Source organism: Mucilaginibacter hurinus (assembly GCF_003324525.1).
GTDB classification, from domain to species: domain Bacteria; phylum Bacteroidota; class Bacteroidia; order Sphingobacteriales; family Sphingobacteriaceae; genus Mucilaginibacter; species Mucilaginibacter hurinus.
In genome coordinates this window covers 1-22,395 of sequence record NZ_QGDC01000013.1, presented here as the reverse complement: position 1 = coordinate 22,395, position 22,395 = coordinate 1, and the positions used below count along the sequence as shown (strand labels likewise).

Below are 22,395 nucleotides of genomic sequence, written 5' to 3'. Positions count from 1 at the left end.
CGATACTTTACAGGAACTCGAAGATGAACTGCTCAAATATCTTGTTTACTATAATTGGGAAAGACCACATCAGGGCATTAATGGCAAAAAACCTATCGATATGGTCTCCATAAACAACAAATAAAAATACCTAATTCCATTACCAAATTAATAAACCCTTACAATTGCGAGGTACGAAGCAATCTCAAAACTATGCATTCCTTAAATACTTAGAGAGATTGCTTCGCTGCCGCTCGCAATGACGTTGTTTCCTGATACCTGACTAAAAGTTTAAGCATTAGGTGAAGCGTCACTTAAATCACAATACAACGAAGGATTTCGACTGGGTAAGGCGCGACATATTTTTATATAACGAAATCCTCGTCTTACTAAGCCCGCCTACTGAGATTGATTCGCCGCACCTCCCTGCAATGACGGCGGAGCTTTTTCTATTGTGATTATAAAAACAATTGCCTATTAATGTTACTTTTAGTAATTTAGTATATCATGTCGAAAGCAGAAAAAGAGATATTAAAACCCGCAACAATTATCGTAAATATGAGTGAAGAAGATCGTCTGCGTCGCGATATGTATCGTCCGGATATGGAAAAATTCCGGCTCTTCACCAAAATGCTACGCACCAATGTTTTGCTGAAAAAAGTTATTATTACCTATAAGTAAGACATGGATATCCTGGATGATGAGTTGTTAAAGTTTTGGAGCGCTTTAAATAGCAATGATGTGCGGTATATAATGGTAGGTGGCTTCGCCACTCGTTTTCATGGTTACAACCGTAACACTGATGATATAGACATCTGGTTGGAAAACACAGTGCCAAATCGTCAAAATTTAAGAAGGGCCTTTTCTGAATTAAAATACGGGGATTTTGCCTCTCTAGAAACTATGGAATTTGTACCCGGGTGGACCAGCTTTTTTATCGGACATGCCATAGAGCTTGATATCATGACTAGTATGAAAGGGATTGAAGAATCGTTTAATGAGTGTTATGAAATTGCAGCAGTGGCAAACCTGGAAGGCATTGTAGTCCCCTTTCTCCATATCAACCAGCTCATAGCCAATAAAAAAGCCGTTAATCGCCCTAAAGATCAAATAGACGTTATTGCTTTAGAGAATATCAAAAAGATACGGGAAGAGGAATAATCAGCAATATTATCCTTTACCGCCTACATGCGTTTATGCAAGTAGCTATAAGGATTAATCTCTCTATCAATCAACCTTCGTGGATTATCGTTTAAAGATTGCCGCGCCGCGCCCCCAGTGACGGATTGGGGAGATACAAAAAAAAGCCGCTCCCAAAAAGGAAGCAGCTTTTACAATTGTTAATATATTGTGAGGGTTGTTTTTACTTTACTTGCTGAAAGAAATACACCACTGAAGTTGGTGCAACCCTTACTAAAATTTCAGCTTTTTCGCTCTTCAAATCAACAAAGTGCTGGATGTTGTCGCTGGTTTGCAGTTCGATAACATCACCTACGTTATAACCTTTGTATTTTTCAGCAATCTCTTTTTTTGCTTTCGATGGGATCACATCGTAATTAACTTTCTGAGTTGTACCCAGGTAAGTTCCGTCGAAGCTGTAAAAAGCAGTTTTTTTAACGTTATCAATTACAAAATCAACTTTTTGGCTGTTAGCGGTCACTGTCCACCTAACATTCGAAGCGTTTCTGAAATCGCTGTTAAACTGATTAACCGCCGCGTAAGATACGTTTGCGCTTTTGTCATCGTCGTTTTTTGTAGTACCGGCCGCGAAAGCTGTGCTTATCAATAAACCGATGATTACTGGGAGTATGAATAATTTTTTCATTGTCTTAAATTTTAAATTACATAACAAATATCGGCACTATATATGAATTACGTAAATAAAATTGAACTTTTATGAAAATTTAATAATACACGGGAATTAAATTTAAGAATATTAAAAAACACAGTCGCCATCAGTGGTTTTTTTACATTTTCGTAAAAAGAAAGGGATTAACTTAGTGTACCTAATACACATTTAATGTATATAAATGCTTAATTTAACCTTGCTTAACTGTTTTAGCAAGGATTTATAAAAATACAACTACAATGCTTTTACGTAATCGAGAAACAAATGGAGCGCCTGTTTCTTGTTAGCCGTTAAATTAAAGTCAACCCGGTTCATCAGGTAATCTTCAATGTCAAAATCTTCACGGTGCGGTAATTCGACAAATAACGCCTTGCGGCTATCAAGCCCGTATTTTAACGCATTGTTAAACTCAGCCATAAATTCTGTAGAAATGGGCTTATTAGCCACCCAGGCCGCAAATACAAACGGAAGAGAAGTGAACCGCTGCCATTCTTCAGCCAGGTCATAAGCAAACCGGTATTTATTCTTTTTGCCAAAAGTACGGTCGCCTATTTGCACAAATGCTGTGTCGCTGTCTGCGCTGGCCGAATAATCGTCAGCATTAACAATCAGTTGAGGGTTTAACTTCCAATAGCTTTTAAGCAATACCTTCGCCAGGTTGTTTGACGTTCGCGACTGTGGATCCAACTGCAAACGTTTTATATGCTGCACCGGCACATCGCTAAAAATAAATACCGAGTTAACCGCGCCGTTGGCACCTATACAATAGTCAGATACTATTTCCCATTGCGGCAAATTTAATATAGCTGCCACGGGTATCAAACCTATGTCGGCGCGGTCGTCAATAAGCTTCTGGGCACAGTCCGCAGGTACATCCAGGCTCAAATGTATCTTATCATGCACGGCAAGATGATCAATGCCATATATAAAGGGCTTGGTATTGGTATAGCTAACGGCGGATATTCTGATCTTTTTCAAAATACTTATCAGGATGTTTTCAGGTGTAGGGCGTTATTGAAATCAACAATATCAAACTTTTCGCCGTCAAAAGTAACTTTATACAGTACGAGGTTTTGGTGCGGGAACTGCTCCATTTCAATAAGCGACCTATTGGTAAGCAAGCACAGGATGAGGCGCATGGCACGGCCGTGCATACATATCAGCACATTTTTTTCCTCCGGGCGGGACATGATAACTTTAATAGCTTCTTCCTGCCGGATCTTCACGTCATTTGGGCTTTCGCCGCCCTCAAATTTCACATCAAGGTTGCCGTGCAACCAGTTGCGCATCAGGTCCATAAACGCGGCTTTACTTTCCGGCGTGCTTGCCTGGCCTTCGTAAATGCCCCAGGCCAGTTCGTCAAGGCCCGAAAGTTTTTCAAAGGGTATCCCCAGGTCTATAAATTGCTGTATGCTCTGCTGGGTACGTTTTAAGGCTGATACGTATATTTTATCAAAAGGAATGGTTTTGTAAGCTTCAAAAAATTGTGCGGCTTGCCTGCGGCCTTCATCGTTAAGGTCGGTATCCATCCCCCTCCCCTGCACAATCCCTTGTTTATTTAAATCTGTTTGTCCATGGCGGACGATGTATAGTGTCTTTTTTATCATTCTTTAATTGGATTAAAGCTGGAAGCAAAACGCTCAAGGCTGAAAGCATCAAGCTTTAAACTTTTCGCTTTAAGTCTTACCCCTAAGCTTTTTGGCTACTAATTAACCACCGGCAGCTTATAGAAGCGTGGCTTGCTCTCTTCCGCAAACTCAAAGTCCTTATAATCGGTAATTACATTATATAAGGTGTCGCGCTCTATCGGGTGGCGGCCAACCTGTTTTATCAGTTCCACCAGTTCTTTGGTGCTCATGGCGGGGTGCTGTTCTTCTGCGCCTGCCATTGAGTATATTTTGGTAGTATCATCCAGCGTACCATCAATGTCATCTACACCAAAATTTAAAGACAGCTGCGCCGTATTGCGGCTTATCATAGCCCAGTATGCTTTTATATGATCAAAATTATCCAGGTAAATACGCGCTATGGCATAATTGCGCAGGTCTTCTATCACGGTTGATTCGGGCACGTTACTCATCTGGTTATCGCCGTTGCGGAACTTTAACGGGATGAATGTTTGAAAACCGCCTGTTTTATCCTGTAGCTGCCTTAACTGCTCCATATGATCAACCCGGTGCCAGTATTTTTCGATATGGCCGTACAACATGGTAGCGTTTGAGCGCTTGCCCAGCTTATGCCATTCCTCATGTATTTGCAGCCACTGCTCACCGGTACATTTGTCTTTTGCTATCTGGTCGCGTATTTCCGGATGAAATATCTCGGCCCCGCCGCCGGGCATTGATTCAAGCCCGGCATCTGCCATCAGCTTCATGCCGCTGGCATAATCTATCTTCGCTTTTTTAAATATGTAGTGGTATTCTACCGGTGTTAATGCTTTAACATGCAGATTGGGCCGGTGAGCTTTTATCCGCCTGAATAATTCGGCATAAAAAGGAACATCATACTGCGGTAAAACGCCGCCCACAATGTGCACCTCGGTAACCGGCTCATTATCGTATTTTTTTACCATGTCAAGCATCTCGTCCATGGTGTACTCCCAGCCTTCGCCGCGCTGTTTTATCAGCCTTGAGTACGAACAGAATTTACAGTCGTAAACGCAAAGGTTAGTAGGCTCAATATGGAAGTTGCGGTTAAAATAAGTAACATCGCCGTGCTTTTTTTCGCGAATGTAGTTGGCTAATACGCCCAGGTAGGCCAGTTCCCCTTTCTCATACAGTAACACACCCTCATCAAAAGTAATGCGTTCACCGTCCAGAACTTTTTGAGCTACCTGTTTAAGGTCGGCAGGTAAGCGGGTATCGTTTAATAATATCTGTAAATTATCTTCAGCCGGCATTAATAATACTTTACTGCAAAAATACGCAATTGCAGCATCATAATATCACGCAGGTGTAACAATTTGAACCACCACGCGGGCATAAGGCGTAATGCCAGATATACGTGCACTACCAAAATGGCCCTGCATAGTTGTTAAGTTACGGGGCCGTAGAGGCGGCTATCTCAGTTATATAGACACCACGCACACAGTCGTCCGCGCAATTTTTTGGCGAGTAGCCGCAAACGGATATCATGCCGTTATTTTTATTTTCAAAGTGGATCCGGTTTTTATTTTTGTCAACCTTTAGCCATTCGTTTTTCGCTTTATAATAAACCACATCCAGCGTAACCGGCTCAAAGCCTGTGTCGTGCTTCCCGATGCTGTCGGCTGCTTCACGCCATTTTTCTATCGGCTGCACAATCACTGTATCCTCCCTGGCTTCTACAATGCGGCTCTCGTACTCGCGCGAAACAACAGTGCCGTTCATTACCGTTATCTTCGTTTCACTCCTGAAACCAGTCCAAGAAACAAATTCGGTTACATAATAATAACTGTTGTTGCTGGATTTTTTGAACGATTGCCAGGCTTTGAAGCTATTATCATATTCGGTGTTTACAGCGTCCTTTTTGCATGCAGTTAAGCATATGCACAGGAAAAGTATGATGACAGTAAAGATTCTCATAATGTGTGGTTTAAGTAAATATACGGACCGAATAAGCAAAACGCTACAACAATAATAATAATTGTTACTTAGTTTTGAATAATAATTAGTCGCGCTAATGAAAATAGAAACCATTGCCGTACATGCCGGCAACCAAACAGATAAAACCAGCGGTGCCGTTATACAACCCATCACGCTGTCAACCACGTTTGAGCGCGGCAGCGATGGCGGTTACCCTTCCGGGTATATGTATAGCCGCGCCAATAACCCTAACCGTAAACAGTTAGAAAACGTACTGGCGCAACTGGAAGGCGGCACCGATGCGGCAGCCTTCGCCTCGGGCAACGCTGCGGGCATGGCAGTGTTCCAGGCATTAAAACCGGGTACACATATTATTTTGCCTGATGATATGTACCACGGCTTGCGCCACCAGGTAAAAAACCTGTTTGCCGGCATACTGGAGTTTGACTTTATTGATGTTAACGATGCCGGAATTTTGCAGCAGCACATAAAAAGCAACACTGGTTTGCTATGGATTGAAACGCCCTCAAACCCGCTGCTTAAAATAACAGATATAAGGCAAGCGGCCAGTATTGCAAACAAGCATAATATTAAGGTAGTTTGCGATAATACTTTTGCTACCCCGATATGCCAGCAGCCGCTGGCGCTTGGCGCGGATATGGTAATGCACTCAACCACCAAATACTTTGGCGGACACAGCGACCTGATGGGTGGCGCCCTTATAACCGCACAACAAGATGAACTTTGGCAAAGAGTACGCCAGGTACAGGAAATGGGCGGCGCAATCCCCTCCCCGGCCGACTGTTATTATATGACGCGCAGTATTAAAACCCTGCCGTACCGCGTACGCGGGCATGTAAGCAATGCCCAAAAACTGGCAGAGTATCTGCAACAACACCCTAAGGTGGAGCAGGTGCTTTACCCGGGCCTATCCACACATCCACAGCACGAGATAGCAAAAAACCAGATGTCGGCTTTTGGTGCAATGCTGTCTTTTATTGTAAAGGGCAATGAAGCACAAGCACGAAAAGTAGCTAATTCGGTACAGCTATTCACACAGGCAACCAGCCTTGGGGGTGTAGAAAGTTTGATAGAACACCGTGCTTCTATTGAAGGCCCTGATACCAGCACGCCTTTTAACCTGCTTCGGGTATCTGTAGGTTTGGAACATATTGATGATTTAGTTGCCGATATGGAGCAGGCGTTGAATATTATCTGAATCAGAATTTACAGGATGATTGTCTGAACCAGAATTTGTAGAATTTAAGAATTAACAGAATGCTAATATCTTACCGGGATAATACTTAGTATATTTCCCACCCGCTCTGCTGCGCAAAGAGGATCGACCGTGTAGCGGGTCGAGTGAGTACTATTTAGTGTAGCTGGCAACCCACGCCGATATGACCAGAAAAGACAAATCCCGGCAATTCTATAATTCTTAAAATTCCGGTTCAGACAAAATTCTAATCATTCTGTTAATTCTATAATTCTGATTCCAGACAATCATTCTGGTAATTCATAAATTCTGTAATTCTGATTCCAGAATGTCACACCCATTGTCATTATTTAGTAGCAAATAAAAATTAAATTTGGAGTGATATAGCTTATTCGCCTATATTTGAAACAATATTTGGCAACAAGTATTTAAGATCATTACCTCTCAAACAGGTTTTGATTTATAAAGAAGCGGCGAGAGATCAGGCTCTGCAACCCGCTGGCAACCCTTCAGTAGTTGAAGAAGGTGCCAATTCCTGGCCCGGAGAATGGATACCGGGGAATATAAATTAACAACCATGGAAATTTTAGTTAACATTCACAAAGACAAATTACAGGCAATTTCCAAAGGCAATTATGCTGTTTGCGGTATTTGTATGTGTTGCTGCTGTTGTTGATACAGCGCCACGTCCCTTTTTCAATTTCCTGGAAAGCACGTGGGCATGTTGCAGATGAATACATTCTGCCCATGCTGAAATTTTAACTTAACAATTACATCAAAAAATCTCAAAAAAATTATGTCTACGCCTAACTTAAAATTCGAAACATTACAATTACACGCCGGCCAGGAAGTTGATGCTGCTACAGGTTCGCGCGCGGTACCGTTGTACCAAACTACCTCATACGTATTTAACAGCGCCGAGCATGGCGCTAACCTGTTTGCCTTAAAAGAGTTTGGCAACATTTATACCCGTATAATGAACCCCACTACCGACGTTTTTGAAAAAAGAATAGCGGCATTAGAGGGCGGCGTAGCGGCATTGGCTACATCATCGGGCCAGTCGGCGCAGTTTTTAGCTATCACCAATATTTTACAGGCAGGCGATAACTTTGTTACCTCGCCGTTTTTATATGGCGGTACTTATAACCAGTTTAAGGTATCGTTTAAACGTTTAGGCATCGAAGCACGTTTTGCTAAAGACGACTCTGCCGAAAATATTGAAGCGCTTATAGATAATAACACCAAAGCCATCTACCTTGAAACAATTGGCAACCCCGGTTTCAATATTCCTGACTTTGAAAAAATAGCAGCAGTGGCTAAAAAGCACGACCTGCCTTTAATAGTTGATAATACGTTTGGTGCCGGAGGATACCTGTTCCGCCCGTTGGAGCATGGCGCAAATGTAGTGGTTGAATCGGCCACCAAATGGATTGGCGGCCACGGCACCAGCATTGGCGGTGTTATTATTGATGGCGGCAACTACAATTGGGGCAACGGCAAGTTCAGGCAATTTACCGAGCCTTCCGAAGGTTATCATGGCCTGGTATTTAATGACGTATTTGGCATTGGCGGACCGTTTGGCAATATCCAGTTCATTATCCGTGCGCGTGTAGAGGGTTTACGTGATTTTGGCCCGTCGCAGTCGCCGTTTAACTCATGGCTGTTGATACAGGGGCTTGAAACTTTATCGCTGCGTGTACAGCGCCATGTTGACAACACGCTTGAACTGGCTAAATGGCTTGAGCAACAGCCCCAGGTTACTAAAGTGAACTACCCCGGGCTTGAATCGTCTCCGTACCACAACCTGGCTAAAAAATACCTTAAAAATGGTTTTGGCGCGGTACTTTCATTTGAAATTAAAGGAGATGCAGCAAACGCCAGCAAACTGATAGACGGGCTGCAATTGGTTAGCCACCTTGCAAACGTAGGCGATGCCAAAACGCTTATCATACAACCATCAGTAACCACACACCAGCAGTTATCTGCTGATGAGCAGTTAGCGGCGGGTGTTACGCCTACCCTTGTACGCGTAGCTGTAGGAATTGAGCATATTGATGACATAAAGGCTGACTTTGCACAAGCCTTCAGTAAAATAGGATGATCTTAAAAACTCTTGTGTGCTTCCTAAGTGGAGTATGCAGGATGGTTAAAAGAGTTTGATTATAGTTTTTTTTATAAAGGCCCTCTCCTAAGGGAGAGGGTTAGTTAAGAACAATGGAGCCAGAAATATTTAAGTATACCAAACCATTTAAGCTCGAGTCGGGCGAGCAATTGCACGAATTGCAGATAGGTTTTCATACCTATGGCAGGCTTAATAAAAACCGTGACAACGTGGTTTGGGTATGCCATGCACTTACCGCCAACTCTGATGTATTTGACTGGTGGAAAGGTTTGGTAGGACAAAATGATTTTTTTAACCCGGACGAACATTTTATAGTGTGCGCAAATGTGCTGAGCTCACCTTATGGCACCACCAATCCATTAAGTATTAACCCTGTTACCGGGCACCCTTATTACCTGTCATTCCCTAAAATTACGGTAAGAGACATTGTGGCCGCGCACCGCTTACTGGCCGATTACCTTAACATCCAGGACATCCACATCGTTATAGGAGGCTCATTAGGCGGCCAGCAAGCTATGGAATGGGCCATTGCAGAACCCGAAAGAATAAAGAACCTGATATTAATAGCTACCAACGCGCGCCATTCATCATGGGGCATTGCTTTTAACGAATCGCAGCGCCTGGCACTTACAAGCGACCGAACCTTTTACAGCAACACGCCCGATGGCGGCAGCAAAGGTTTAAAAGCCGCCCGCAGTATAGCCCTGCTATCGTACCGCAGCTACAAAACCTATAATGTAACCCAGCAGGAAGATACAGACAACAAAACCGATGATTACAAATCATCAAGCTATCAAAACTACCAGGGCGAAAAGCTGGTAAAACGCTTTAATGCGTATAGCTACTGGTACCTGAGCAAGGTTATGGATTCGCACAATGTGGGCCGAAACCGTAACAGTGTTGAGAAGGCTTTAAGCCTTATTAAAGCCAAAACCTTGGTAATAGGCATCAAATCAGATGTATTGTTCCCCGTTGAGGAACAACAGTATCTTTTTCAGCATATACCCAAAGCGGCGTTTGCCGAAATTGAGTCGTACTACGGACACGATGGTTTTTTGATAGAAACTGAAACTTTAACAAAAGTATTTACCTCGTTTTTTAGCACTGATGTTAAAGGCAAGGTAATTGAACTGCAACGAATAGCTTAATGAGCAAAAAAATTACTATCGGACTATTTGGATTTGGTGTTGTTGGGCAAGGATTGTATGATATCATCAAAACGAAAAATTTAAACCTCGAGATTGTTAAGATCGCAATAAAGGATCCTGCAAAAAAGCGCACGCTTCCGGCTGAATTGTTCACTACCGATAAAAACGAATTACTGAACAATCCCGAGATAAATACGATTATTGAGCTGATTAACGATACCGAGGCGGCTTATGATATTGTTTCAACAGCTTTAAAGTCGGGCAAAAATGTGGTATCGGCCAGCAAAAAAATGCTTGCTACCTATTTGGATGAACTTATAGCCATACAGCACGAAGTAGGTTCTTCGCTGTTGTACGAAGGTTCTGTTTGCGGCAGTATTCCTATCATCCGCAATCTGGAAGAATATTATGATAACGAGTTGCTGCACTCAATAAGCGGCATATTTAACGGCTCATCTAATTACATATTATCAAAGGGTTACCTTGAAAATATGGATTACGATACCGCCCTAAAACAGGCCCAGGACCTTGGCTTTGCAGAAACGGACCCAACGATGGATGTTGGCGGGTTTGATGCCAAGTATAAGCTGGTTATAGCAGCGGCGCATGCCTACGGCGTGATTGTAGATCCGGAAGACGTATTGAACATCGGCATACAAAATCTTTCGGCCGAAGACCTGAAATATACCCGCGAGAAAAATTTAAAGATTAAACTGGTACCCGTAGCTAAGGAACTTGACGATAAGCATGTTGCTATGTTTGTAATGCCTAAGCTGGTAGCCGAGCAGGAGTTTTTGTATAATGTTGAATATGAATACAACGCTGTAATTGTGCAGGCGGCTTTTGCCGATCAGCAATTCTTTTTTGGTAAAGGCGCGGGCGGCCACCCTACCGGAGCCGCTGTTTTTTCAGACATAGCCGCCCTGCGTTATGATTATCATTACGAATACAAAAAAGCTAAACTACGAGGGGCTTTGCAGTTTACTAATGATATTGAGTTTAACGTTTACCTGCGCTATAGCGACGATGAGCTGGTTGACGCGCTTAAGTTTGAGCACATTTACGAACGTTATATTTCAGACAGCTATAAGTTTGTAATCGGGAAAATCAATCTTCAAAATCTGATTGATAACCAACACCGTATATCAGCTAACAAGGCATTTGTTGCCTTTGCCGATCAGCTAACAGGGGTCAGCTTAGCTTCGGCAGCTAAACAAGCAGCTAACCTGGCTTAGAGGTTACTCCGGCTGCTGTAACAAAAAGCTCCGTTCGGGAGCTTTTTGTTTTATGGAATTTATGTTTACTTTAGTTACATAAACCCAAAGAAATGAAAAGATTACACCTCCTGTCACTAATTGTAACGGCGGCAATAAGCCTGCCGGCATGTAAGAAAGAAGTACCTGCAAAACCCACCGCAACAACAGCTGAAAATGCACCCTTTAAGGAAGTTAACCTGGCATGTCCGGGAGCGCCAACCGTATCAGGCGTTTTTACCACCACAGGGCCAGAACTGGAAATAGCCGGGCGCTTATCAGTAAGCCCCGAGGGTAAAATTACCGTGTATTATTACTTTTACAATTTAGTTGACTTTCAACCCGGGCCGCTTTCATATAATATCGCCAGCAAAACTACAGCTCCGGCCATTGCACGCGTTGTATATGGCACAAATGGATTGGTTGAGTCAGGTAAAAATATTGGTCCCTTTAAATTCAGGTATAATGCACCTGTAGATACTGACGGCAACTATATTACCGCCGGTGATGAGAGTAACCCCGGCGGGGTAGCCAATACCAGTTACCGCACATTTATAACAAAATATGATAAAAATGGCAACGGTATATGGAAACGCTATCTTTCATATTGCGCGTCAAGCCGGCGCGGGGAGTTTGCCGCCAGCATAGCTTTCGGTCCTGATGGTAGTGTTTATGCAGCAACGCATGATAATGAAATAAAAAAGTTCAGTGCGTCTGGAACTTACCAGGGCAAATCATTTTACGGCGAGGGGCTTGTAAATCTTTATATAGACAATAGCAACAACCTGTATTTATGTAATAACAGATTTGTACAAAAGATATCATCATCCGGTTCCCCGCTTTGGAAGACTACGCAGTACGGAGGGAACAGGTTAACTGTTGACAGTAACGGCAATGTGTATATTGCTAACGGATCTGCTTTATTAACAAAGCTTAATGGTTCAGGTAATTTTGTCTGGGCGATTCAAACAACTCCCTTATCTGCCCGTACCGGCATAGAGACACGGGATTTGGCATTAGATGCTACTGGTGAAAATATATATGTAGCAGGCAGAATTGAAGGTAAAATGATGTTCAATAACCAGCAATCTGCTATTGCTGAAGCAAACGGTCAAAATTTCGGCGCATTTGTAGTAAAAATAAAACAGTGCTTATAGCATGTCATACGGAATACATTGAGCATGTTTGATTTAATTACGCTTCGCTAACACTTAAACAAGTGAACGGATTTTTCATTTAACCACGTCATTGCGAGCGACAGCGAAGCAATCTCTTTAGGCAGGTAAATGGTAATAAACTATTTATGTTTTAAGAGTTGGCGAAGCGCCCCATTAGAATGGAGCATTGTGCCCGGCTTAAACGGGTAATGCAATTTAACATCCACCCCACGACGTCATTGCGAGCGACAGCGAAGCAATCTCTTTAGGCAGTAAACGATACACCAACGGGAATACATAGTTCCATAGATTGCTTCGTCCCTCGCAATGACGATTTTATTTATTTTTTATACCCTTATGGTTAACCCTCTATCATCCACAACCACCGTCAGTGCGAGCGACAGCGAAGCAATCTCTTTAGGCAGCTAAACGATATATAGCCTTAAAGCTCTCTGGTTCCTGTAACCATCCCGTTATCACCGTAAACAATAAACGCCTCCGGATCCGGAGGCGTTTTCTCATAACACGGTTATTGTTGGTTAGAAGGGTTCTTTGTATCTCAATAAAATGTTTGGAGTTGTAAACTACACTGCCCGGTTCACGTCCCATTTTTCAAGGTAGTCGGCTACGCGGCGTACAAACGAGCCGCCCAGTGCGCCGTCAACTACGCGGTGATCATAAGACAGGGACAGGAACATCATGTGCCTGATGCCAATGGCGTCGCCTTCCGGTGTTTCAATTACAGCCGGCTTCTTTTTAATGGCGCCAACAGCAAGTATGGCTACCTGCGGCTGGTTGATAATAGGTGTACCCATTATATTACCAAATGAGCCAACATTGGTGATAGTGAACGTACCATCCTGCACATCGTCGGGGTTAAGTTTATTGGTACGCGCCCGGTTAGCCAAATCGTTAACAGCTTTGGTAATCCCCAGCAGGCTTAAATTGTCAGCCTGCTTTATAACGGGTACTATAAGGTTACCGCTGGGCAGGGCGGTAGCCATACTAATGTTAATGGCTTTCTTTTTAATGATTTGCGTACCGTTAACGGACACATTGATCATCGGGTAATCTTTGATGGCCTTCACCACCGCTTCAATAAATATCGGCGTGAAGGTTATTTTCTCGCCCTCGCGTTTTTCAAATGTATTTTTTACTTTCTCGCGCCAAAGCACCAGGTTGGTTACATCGGCCTCAACAAATGATGTAACATGCGGCGATGTTTGTACGCTGCTCACCATATGGTCGGCAATCAGCCGGCGCATCCTGTCCATCTCAATAATTTCGTCGCCGCCTGAAACAGAAGCCGGTTTGGCCGCAACTGAAGGCTCAAATGCGGGTTGCGGTGCGGCTTGCCCGGTAACCGGAGCATTAACTTCTACTGTTTTAGCAGCCGGTGCCTCACTTTTTGGCTCCGGTGACGCAAATTGCGCAGGTCTTTCGGCAACAGGCTGTGTAGCCGTAAAAGGCGACGATTCGCCGCTGCGTACGCTGCGCAGGTAACCTATAAGGTCGTCTTTAGTTAAACGTCCTTCGGCGCCGGTGCCGGGTATGCGGTCCAACTCATCGCTGCTCACACCTTCCGTTGCGGCAATGCTTCTTACTAATGGCGAGTAAAACCTGGATGATGCTGCTGCTTTAAACGGTTCAGCAACAGTCTGCGGTTTTTGCTCAAGCTGGTTTACACCGGGTATGGATGCTGTGGTAGGTTCCGGTGCCAAAGCGGCCGGCTCAGGTGTCTCTACGGGTATCTCCTGCGTGGCAGGCGGCACTTCGGTAACTTTAGCAGGCTCTTCCTGCGACTGTACTACATCTGCCGTAATAGTGCCGGATAAGCTGCCGTCAGGTTCGTCAGTTTCAATCACAGCAATTACCTTGCCTATCTCCACCACATCATTTTCGCCGGTAAGCTGCTCAACTAAAGTGCCTGATACAGGCGACGGTACTTCTGAGTCGACTTTATCTGTAGCTATCTCCACCACTGCATCATCTGCTTCAATACGGTCTCCTGGATTTTTAAGCCATTTGATAATTGTCGCTTCCGCAACACTTTCCCCCATTTTTGGCAGCAGCAATTGGTATTTAGCCATAGATATAGTACAAGTTAAACAGCCAAAATTAATAAATGGCTAGCTTAATCAATGGCATCATTAAGTAAAGTATTCAACATTATTAACGAGTTAATTGCCACTCTTTCAATAACTTGACTTCTTTGTCCACCGAATGTGAATTTCTTTATGGTTGTTTTAGCTGCTGAAGCAACCGCTATCCACACCGTACCAACGGGCTTTTCGGCAGTGCCGCCGCCAGGGCCGGCTATACCGGTAACCGCTATAGCATAATCAGCGTTAAATTTGCTTAATGCGCCGGCCGCCATTTCGGTAACCGTTTGTTCGCTTACGGCACCATATTGCTTTAGTGTTTCCGCGCTTACATCTAAAATGCTTTGCTTTAATTGGTTGGAGTATGATACCGCGCCACCTAAAAACACCGCTGACGACCCCGCATGCTGGGTAATCAGGCTGGCAATAAAGCCGCCGGTGCAGCTTTCGGCAGTTGACAGGGTGCGGCCACGCACCGCCATGGTATTTAGTATGGCCTTCTCAAGCGGAATATCTTCATCAGCAGCAAGCGCAGCACCTACCCTTTGCTTAATTTTAGCAGCAAAAAGGTCAACGTCCGCCTGCAAAACAGATGCGTTGTCACCATAAGCACTTAACCGCAGCCGTACCTGGCCAAGCTTTGGCAGGTATGCCAGCTTTATGTAAGGCGGCAGTTCCTCTTCAATATCCGCTATACGCTCGGCCAGAAAAGACTCGCCCTCGCCAACGGTAAGCAATGTTTTATGAATAATAACCGGCAGTTTAAAAGATGCTTTTAACCGGGGTATAACCTCCCCTTCTACCATGTACATCATTTCAAACGGTACGCCTGGCATGGATATGTATATTTTGCCATTATGGTTAAACCACATACCCGGCGCAGTACCATTTTTGTTGGGTATAACCTCGCAATTGTCAGGTACCAGTGCCTGCAGTTTATTACTTTGCAGTAAGGGCCGGTTACTTCGTGCAAATATCCGGGCTACATGCGCAAGCGTCTCTTCATCCTCCTTAAACCCTACCCCAAAATATTCGGCAAGCGTTTTCTTTGTGATGTCATCTTTGGTAGGCCCAAGCCCCCCTGTAATAATAATGATGTCGGCCCTGCCTGCGGCTTCAGCAAGCGCTTTGAGGATGTGATCCCTATCGTCAGATACAGACGTGATCTGCTTCACCCGGATGCCTATCGGGTTAAGGTGCCTGGCTATCCAGGCCGAATTGGTATCTACAATCTGCCCTATCAGTATCTCGTCGCCTATGGTTATAATTTCTGCCTGCATAATTAAAAACCGCCTCCAAAGTACCGGTTGCTGCTATAGTCGTTCCGTTTGGTAAGCTTCAAATCCTGCAATATGGTTGATTTTACCTTTATAGTAACGTTGTATGACTTATAATACCCAAAGGGCAGCCACTGGATAGAAAGATCCCAGCAGTGCAGGTCGCGGTATATGGCGAACGAGGTGGCACTGCTTAGCTGCATGGCTTTTAAATCGTAGTTGGTTGAATATTGTATCTTCCACTTCGGCGTAATACTAACGTCGCCGCTTATCATCAGCGTATTGGTGGTATTGGTGCTGGTAACCTGATTGTTGTAAGTAAAATTGTAACTGAATGATATATTCCACGGCACATTAAAGTCGATATAAGCGCCCGGGTCGCTATTTATCTGGGCTAGCCGCTGCGCCTGCTGCGGACTCATGTTTTGCAACGTGTTGGGCGGTGGCTGCTGTTGCCGTTTAGGATTAAAAGATGTGGAATTTAAACTACCGCTCATTGATACGTTAAACGATGTAAGCAGCGGGAACCTGCCGTCCTGCCAGGTAAACCTGTTGGTTTGGCGGGCGTAACGTGTTATAGCGCCGTTGGAGATAGAATCGCGCCCCACTATAGTGTATGGATTTAACGAGCCGTTAAAACTGATGTTCACCTTTTGATTAAACAAGCCTGTGTGGCCCGAGAATGTCAATGGCGACAACCGCAATGAGTCGGCCGCGAAGTTGTAAAACGTATTAAGCGACAAGCCCTGTAATATCGATATCTTTTTATCAGTGTTAGATGTATCTGTACTCTTTGGCCTTATCTTGGCATCAATGGTGTTATCAAGGTTAAAACCTATACCTGCCGAGCGGCCGGCAGAGGGACCGCCATAAACAGACTGCTCATATATCGAGTATCTTTGAGAAGTATAATTGAAAGGTATAGATGCTTCGCTTACCACATCGCGATAGTAACCATAGCTTGGGTCAGCAAAATCCGGCTTGTAGTTAAAGCTGATAGAAGGCGTCATTACGTGGCGTATAGCCCGTAGCTTACCCTTAAAAGAAGCTATACTGTACACCTTGGTTGAAAATCCCGCGCTCAAGTTGTATTCCCCTGCCCGCGAAAAGCCGGTTACGGTATCGGTTACCGGGGTGCCGGGCGATACGTTGGGGTCATTACGGTCATACCTTTTACGTATGGTTTGTAAATACCAGCGCTCGGTATAATTGGCCGATGTATTAAACTGGAAGTATTTTAAAATATTTAAACTTAAGCCAATAGGTATCTGGTGCTGCATACCGTTTTTCATACGGCGGGTAAGCGTTTCTTTGGTAAACAACTGCGACTCGGGTATATTATCAAGCCTGTTTTGCGCCTGCATACTGTACCCCACAGTAATTTTTTGATACCATTTTTGCTCGCCAACACGGTCCTTTTTATCAAAGGGGCTAAGGGTTGACATGTTGAATGCTATGGTAGGCAGGTCGAGCGTTACCCGCTTGGCGCTTATTTCCTGGCTGTGGCCCAAACCTACGGTAAGGTTAAATGGCGTGCCCGCCCAGGTTTTGCCGTATGAGATACTTGAACGCATGTTGTTTTGCGTTAATTGCTGCAAGCTGTAGCCCTGCCCGGCGGGCGAATTCTGGTAAAAGCTGGAAGAACCCGCGTTAACCGACGCGCTAAAGGTATTACCGGGGTTAGCGTTAGGGTCCTGGCTGTGTGTCCAGGATATATTAAATGTTTTTTGAGGCGGATCACCGGGCAAACCGTACTTGTGCGAACTGTAACTCAGCGTGAGGTTACCCTGGTATTTATACCGCTTGAGATAACGGGCTGCTGTACTTAGCTCATATGACCCTTTTGAGTACAGCGATGCGTTATTGGTGAAATCGATATGGTCATTCAGGGCAATGTAGTAGCCCAGGTTCCTGATAAAAAACCCTAAACGCTGGTCTTCACCAAATGTAGGGAGTATTACGCCCGAGGTGCGGGCATCAGGCTTAGGAAAGAAGCCAAACGGTATGGCCAGCGGCAGCGGTACGTTGGCAATCTCCAAAAACGCCGGACCGGATATAATACGTTTCTTCTCGCCAATCCCCTTGGTAATTACTATACCAAAGTGCGTATCAGGGAAAGGCTCGTTGCAGGTACTAAAAATAACATTGCGGTAAGCAACTTCGGTTTCATTTAGCTTTTTGGCCTGCCCGCCCGATATAAAGTTACCATCCTGCTCAGACGCGGGATTAAACACCTTGGCCTTTTTTGTCTTATAATCAAACAAAATTGAATCGGCGTAGGCCGGTTTATCCTTATCCTGCTTAATAATAGGGCGGCCTATATAACGGCGGGTTTTAGGGCTGATACGTCCGCTGGCAAATATCAGGTGCTTATTACGGTCAACACGAATGTATTCGGCGTCGAGCTCGGTGCCCTCATAGCTCACCCTGGCCTTACCATACAGGTGCATCATGTTGCGCTCGTTATCAATAATTATCGTATCTTCAGCATGGGCTTTTACTTCGGACTCTAAACCATTAGGGTCTTTTTGTGTGGTATCGCTGTCGGGGCTTAATGGGAGCTTTCCTCCAAGGCGCCCGGTATCAAGCCTTGAGGTGTCATTGCCTACCGGAGTGGCAGGTACCGTATCAGTTGACGTAGCGGGGGTTGCAGCCCCTGCGTTTTCAGCTTTTCGTAACGGGCCGTTTATAAGCCGCCGGTCAATAGGCTTTGACGGGTCAAGCTTAATGATAGTATCTTTTGCGGGTAATTTTTTCGCAATAAATTCGCCCTTGTATGCTACAGCCACCGCATTCGCCGTTAAAAAGGTTGCAAGCAGAAAAAATAGCCTAACGAATTTCAAAATTGATTATGAATAGTATTTTTGCAGATATAGTTAAACAGCGTTCAAACATAATGAAAAATAAAACATCGAAAAGATTGATTTATTGTTTACCGGCCCTACTTGTTTTATTTTCCTCATTTTCTTCCGGATCTTTTACAACTTCAGCAAATAATATAGTTACCGATACAGTTAGGCAAAACCAATTTAAGGTTAAAACTATCGTGGTCGATGCCGGCCACGGCGGTGTCAGATCGGGTGCTTACGGCGCTTACTCAGTTGAAAAGAATGTAACGCTACAAATAGCCTTTAAATTACAAAAGGCGATAGAAAATGAGCTTAATGACGTAAGGGTAGTAATGACCCGCACTACCGATGATGATATCCTTTGGCAAAGACGATCAGATATTGCCAACCAAAACAAAGGCGACCTGTTTATTTCTATCCACTGCAACTCACTTGCCGACAGGGTGGTAAGGCTACCGTCGGGCAAAAAAAAGCGTATACCCAACCAGTCGGGCAAGGGCGTGCTGATGCTGGTTTACGGTTTTCACCGTACCAAAGAAATTGAAAAGCACATCAAGCAAACCCGTATAGAAGATGAAGAAGAAATGAACGCTGTGCTTGACCCCAACGACCCGGCATCAATGATACTTTTAAACGAATACAAACGCAAATACCGCAAACAAAGCATCAGGATGGCAGGCATACTTGAAAGCGAATTCAGGGATGGCGGACGCCGCATTGAAGGTATTAGGGAACAGGGCGTACTGGTACTGTGCCATAGCGCCATGCCCGCCGTACTGGTTGAAACCGGTTACATCAACAACCCCGAGGAAGAGGATTACCTGAACTCAGAAAAAGGGCAGGATGAGATTGTTACATCTATTGTTAAGGCAATTCGTACCTTTAAGGCTGAAGTTGAGGGTTAAAGATTTTGTACATAAAAAACACAGCGTTCATACACATAATGAAATTAAGGATATTTAAAAGCTACCCGCACCGGTTTATACTGCCGGTGTTGTTTTTATTTCTATCGTTTGCATCCTACGGTAAAGCACTCACAGATTCGGTGCAAACAAATGGTTTCCGGATACATACTGTAGTGGTTGATGCGGGGCATGGCGGTAAAGACCCGGGTGCCTACGGCGCCAACAGCAATGAAAAAACCATAACATTATCATTAGCGCTTAAGTTGCAAAAAGCTATTGAGAGGGACTTGCCCGATGTAAAGGTGATTATGACACGCACCACCGATACCTTTGTTGAGCTGCATAAACGTGCAGATATAGCCAATAAAAACCAGGGACAATTATTTATTTCGTTACATTGTAACTCGCTGGCTAACCGCACCTCTACCGAGTTGGTGGGTTATAAAAAAGGCAAAGGCGGTAAAAACGTACCTGTTTACAAAACAGTTTCTGTTCCTAATCGTTCAGGAAAGGGAGCCATGATACTGGTATATGGATCAAAACGTGTAGGAGCCCAGGAAGAAGCATTGCGCGAAAACGCTGTAATTTATGCCGAAAAGGATTATAAAGACAACTACGCAGGGTACGACCCTAACAACCCCGCATCTGTTATCTTATTAAATACATTCAGGGATAAGTACCGCAAACAAAGCATACGCCTGGCCACACTTATAGATACCGAGTTTACCGAAACTGACGGCAGGCGCAGCGCGGGCGTTAAAGAACAAGTAGTATTGGTGCTTGACCACACAGCTATGCCGGCTGTGCTTATTGAGACAGGGTTTATTAACAACCCTGATGATGAAGATTATTTAACCAGCGATGAGGGACAGGCCGAAATGGTAAATTCCATTGTGAGGGCGTTAAAGAACTATAAAAAGCAAGTAGAAAATTGATTGATAACCTATAAACACTTATACCTTGAAAATATCTAACGAAACCAAAGTAGGCGCATTTACGGCTGTGGGTATTACCCTGCTGCTAGTGGGCTACAGTTACCTTAGCGGCAACGACGTTTTTTCGCACTCAAACAAGTTTTATTCTATATATCAAAGTGTAGAGGGACTCAATGTGTCGAAACCCGTTCTGGTAAATGGTTTCCAGATTGGCAGGGTATCAAAAATGGAATTACAGCCTGACGGACGCACCATAGTTGAGTTTAAGGTTGACGATAAATACCCTATACCTGCCAATACCCTGGCCGAACTGCAAAGTACCGACCTGCTGGGTGGCAAAGCCATTATATTTAAGCTGGGTAACAGCCCGCAGCTCGCCGAAGATAAAGACACTTTGAAAGCTGATATACAAGGCAGCTTAGCCGAGAGCCTGCAGCCTATACAGAAAAAAGCCGAGGTGCTGATGAGTAAACTTGATTCGTCGCTGGCATCAATAAACCGCATAATGAATCCTGAATTTGAACGTAATGTAGACCGCAGCTTTGCCAGCATTGCTAACTCACTGCAAACCCTTGAAGGTACCACGAAAAAAATAGACGGGCTAGTGGGCGTGCAATCGCAAAATATAAATACTATACTTACTAACGCGGCAACGGTATCGGGCAACTTAAAAACTACCGCCTCGCACTTTAACGGCATAGCTACCAATCTGGAAAAATTCAGCACGGACCTGGCATCCTCAAACATTAAAAACACGCTTGATAACGCTGACAAAATGGTGGCCGACCTGCAGGCAACCACCAGCAGAATAAACAGCAAAACCGGCACCCTGGGCTTGCTGCTTAACGACTCGAGCATGTATAACAACCTTAATGAAGCCTCGGCAAATCTTAACAACCTGTTTATTGACCTGAAAGCGCATCCTAAGCGTTATGTAAGCTTCTCAATATTTGGGGGTAAAAAAGATTAGTCTTTTCTTTCTGGTATTCCGTCATAGCGAGGAAAGAAGCAATCTCTTTTAGGTTGGTATGCAAATATGGCTTAGTAGCTGGCAAAGTGGTTAAATCCGCCATAAAGATGGAATACTATACGCTTAGAAAACCTGATACAATTGCCGAAGTACTATACCCGGGCGGAGTGCTGCGAGCATGTTTGGTATAAGTGCGTTTCGCTAACACTTCGCCAGTGATTTGGAACGGTTAAGTTTTTGATTTATAAAAAACCCGTCATTGCGAGCGACAGCGGAGCAATCTTTTTAGCAATCTGGCAGGAAAAGCTTCTTAATATCCCCGGACGTCATTGCGAGGAACGAAGCAATCTCTTAAGCGATTTTACAGGAATTATTGCAATATGCGATATGGGAAGTGAAAAGTTAAAATTCAAAATGAGCCTGACGAACAGGAGTGCACCTTAAAATCCGGCATCGGCTGGCACGGGTAGCACCAGCAGTGCATTAGCAGTGACTTTAACAGGGTCAGGCGCAGCCGGGAGTTTTTTCTTTGGTACTTTCTTTTTAGCGGAAAAAAAGGAAAGTACATCCACTGCCTTCGCTAAAGCACTTTACCGAGCCTAACGAAGCACCGCGCGGATGACAAGTATAAAGAGATTGCTTCGTTCCTCGCAATGACGGTTGTAGTTGCGGTTCCATAGGGTTTCCTCAGCAGACAGGGAAAAGTCTAAAGTCAAAGAGCCTGACGAAAAGAAGTTCACCTTAAAAACCGGCATCGGCTGGCACGGGTAGCATTTGCAGTGCCATAGCACTAACTTAAACAGGGCCAGGCGCAGCCGGGAGTTTTTTCTTTGGTACTTTCTTTTTAGCGGAAAAAAAGAAAGTACATCCACTGGCGATGATATAGCACAGAGCCGGTCCTAACGACGCACTGGCTGAACTGTCTAAAGAGATTGCTTCGTGCCTCGCAATTGTAAGGGTTTATTAATTTGGTAATAGAATTAGGTGTTTTTATTTGTTGTTTAGGGAGACCATATCGATAGGTTTTTTGCCATTAATGCCCTGATGTGGTCTTTCCCAATTATAGTAAA

At 44.2% G+C, this 22,395-nt stretch carries 18 protein-coding genes and 1 riboswitch; of the genes, 10 read left to right on the top strand and 8 right to left on the bottom strand.

Annotated elements, in window-relative coordinates:
- Window positions 1-486: 486 nt before the first annotated feature.
- Both DJ568_RS17315 and DJ568_RS16985 read left to right on the top strand, forming a co-directional pair.
- Window positions 487-660 (top strand): hypothetical protein, encoded by a 174-nt coding sequence (locus tag DJ568_RS17315; RefSeq protein WP_158534967.1) that lies wholly within the window; start codon window positions 487-489, stop codon window positions 658-660.
- 3 nt (window positions 661-663) lie between these two features.
- Window positions 664-1,140: a hypothetical protein gene (locus DJ568_RS16985; RefSeq protein ID WP_114006503.1), complete on the top strand. Its 477-nt coding sequence runs from the start codon at window positions 664-666 to the stop codon at window positions 1,138-1,140.
- 202 nt (window positions 1,141-1,342) lie between these two features.
- Here the strand turns inward: DJ568_RS16985 and DJ568_RS16980 are convergent, their stop codons facing one another.
- From DJ568_RS16980 to DJ568_RS16960, 5 genes are all read right to left on the bottom strand, one after another.
- A complete protein-coding gene (locus DJ568_RS16980; RefSeq protein ID WP_114006502.1) occupies window positions 1,343-1,804 on the bottom strand; it encodes a hypothetical protein in 462 nt (153 codons plus the stop codon).
- Between the two features lie 258 nt (window positions 1,805-2,062).
- Entirely contained in the window at window positions 2,063-2,806 is a 744-nt protein-coding gene (locus tag DJ568_RS16975; protein ID WP_114006501.1) for a menaquinone biosynthetic enzyme MqnA/MqnD family protein, read from the bottom strand.
- Between the two features lie 8 nt (window positions 2,807-2,814).
- Window positions 2,815-3,435 (bottom strand): histidine phosphatase family protein, encoded by a 621-nt coding sequence (locus DJ568_RS16970; RefSeq protein ID WP_199561020.1) that lies wholly within the window; start codon window positions 3,433-3,435, stop codon window positions 2,815-2,817.
- 98 nt (window positions 3,436-3,533) lie between these two features.
- Window positions 3,534-4,727, bottom strand: coding sequence for an aminofutalosine synthase MqnE (gene mqnE / locus DJ568_RS16965; RefSeq protein WP_114006500.1), 1,194 nt, complete (start codon window positions 4,725-4,727; stop codon window positions 3,534-3,536).
- 139 nt (window positions 4,728-4,866) lie between these two features.
- Window positions 4,867-5,391 (bottom strand): hypothetical protein, encoded by a 525-nt coding sequence (locus DJ568_RS16960; protein WP_114006499.1) that lies wholly within the window; start codon window positions 5,389-5,391, stop codon window positions 4,867-4,869.
- 97 nt (window positions 5,392-5,488) lie between these two features.
- Here DJ568_RS16960 and DJ568_RS16955 point away from each other — a divergent pair, with 97 nt between their 5' ends.
- The 5 genes from DJ568_RS16955 (at window position 5,489) to DJ568_RS16935 (ending at window position 12,287) form a co-directional block, all read left to right on the top strand.
- The gene (locus DJ568_RS16955) at window positions 5,489-6,610 is read left to right on the top strand and encodes a trans-sulfuration enzyme family protein (protein ID WP_114006498.1); all 1,122 of its coding nucleotides are present in this window, start codon (window positions 5,489-5,491) and stop codon (window positions 6,608-6,610) included.
- A 454-nt stretch (window positions 6,611-7,064) separates the two neighbouring features.
- Window positions 7,065-7,177, top strand: a riboswitch (SAM riboswitch).
- 226 nt (window positions 7,178-7,403) lie between these two features.
- Complete coding sequence (locus tag DJ568_RS16950) at window positions 7,404-8,708, top strand: O-acetylhomoserine aminocarboxypropyltransferase/cysteine synthase family protein (protein WP_114006497.1); 1,305 nt, start codon at window positions 7,404-7,406, stop codon at window positions 8,706-8,708.
- Window positions 8,709-8,821: 113 nt separating this feature from the next.
- On the top strand, window positions 8,822-9,877 hold the full coding sequence (locus tag DJ568_RS16945; RefSeq protein WP_114006496.1) for a homoserine O-acetyltransferase family protein: 1,056 nt from the start codon (window positions 8,822-8,824) through the stop codon (window positions 9,875-9,877).
- The gene (locus DJ568_RS16940; protein ID WP_114006495.1) at window positions 9,877-11,112 is read left to right on the top strand and encodes a homoserine dehydrogenase; all 1,236 of its coding nucleotides are present in this window, start codon (window positions 9,877-9,879) and stop codon (window positions 11,110-11,112) included. Before DJ568_RS16945 ends, DJ568_RS16940 begins: the two co-directional genes overlap by 1 nt.
- Window positions 11,113-11,204: 92 nt before the next feature.
- Entirely contained in the window at window positions 11,205-12,287 is a 1,083-nt protein-coding gene (locus DJ568_RS16935) for an NHL repeat-containing protein (protein ID WP_114006494.1), read from the top strand.
- Window positions 12,288-12,871: 584 nt separating this feature from the next.
- Here the strand turns inward: DJ568_RS16935 and DJ568_RS16930 are convergent.
- Genes DJ568_RS16930 through DJ568_RS16920 form a run of 3 tightly spaced genes read right to left on the bottom strand, consistent with a single transcriptional unit; the run spans window position 12,872 to window position 18,455 of the window.
- Entirely contained in the window at window positions 12,872-14,377 is a 1,506-nt protein-coding gene (locus DJ568_RS16930) for a dihydrolipoamide acetyltransferase family protein (protein WP_114006493.1), read from the bottom strand.
- Between the two features lie 44 nt (window positions 14,378-14,421).
- Window positions 14,422-15,669 carry a competence/damage-inducible protein A gene (locus DJ568_RS16925; protein WP_114006492.1) on the bottom strand — a complete coding sequence of 416 codons (1,248 nt, stop codon included), beginning with the start codon at window positions 15,667-15,669 and terminating at the stop codon, window positions 14,422-14,424.
- Between the two features lie 2 nt (window positions 15,670-15,671).
- Entirely contained in the window at window positions 15,672-18,455 is a 2,784-nt protein-coding gene (locus DJ568_RS16920; RefSeq protein WP_147238785.1) for a putative LPS assembly protein LptD, read from the bottom strand.
- Window positions 18,456-18,562: 107 nt separating this feature from the next.
- Between DJ568_RS16920 and DJ568_RS16915 the strand changes: the two genes are divergently transcribed.
- The 3 genes from DJ568_RS16915 to DJ568_RS16905 are packed head-to-tail and all read left to right on the top strand — an operon-like array spanning window position 18,563 to window position 21,325.
- The gene (locus tag DJ568_RS16915; protein ID WP_158534966.1) at window positions 18,563-19,420 is read left to right on the top strand and encodes an N-acetylmuramoyl-L-alanine amidase family protein; all 858 of its coding nucleotides are present in this window, start codon (window positions 18,563-18,565) and stop codon (window positions 19,418-19,420) included.
- 38 nt (window positions 19,421-19,458) lie between these two features.
- Window positions 19,459-20,355: an N-acetylmuramoyl-L-alanine amidase family protein gene (locus DJ568_RS16910; protein ID WP_114006489.1), complete on the top strand. Its 897-nt coding sequence runs from the start codon at window positions 19,459-19,461 to the stop codon at window positions 20,353-20,355.
- 25 nt (window positions 20,356-20,380) lie between these two features.
- Window positions 20,381-21,325 carry an MlaD family protein gene (locus DJ568_RS16905; protein WP_114006488.1) on the top strand — a complete coding sequence of 315 codons (945 nt, stop codon included), beginning with the start codon at window positions 20,381-20,383 and terminating at the stop codon, window positions 21,323-21,325.
- Window positions 21,326-22,395: the final 1,070 nt, after the last annotated feature.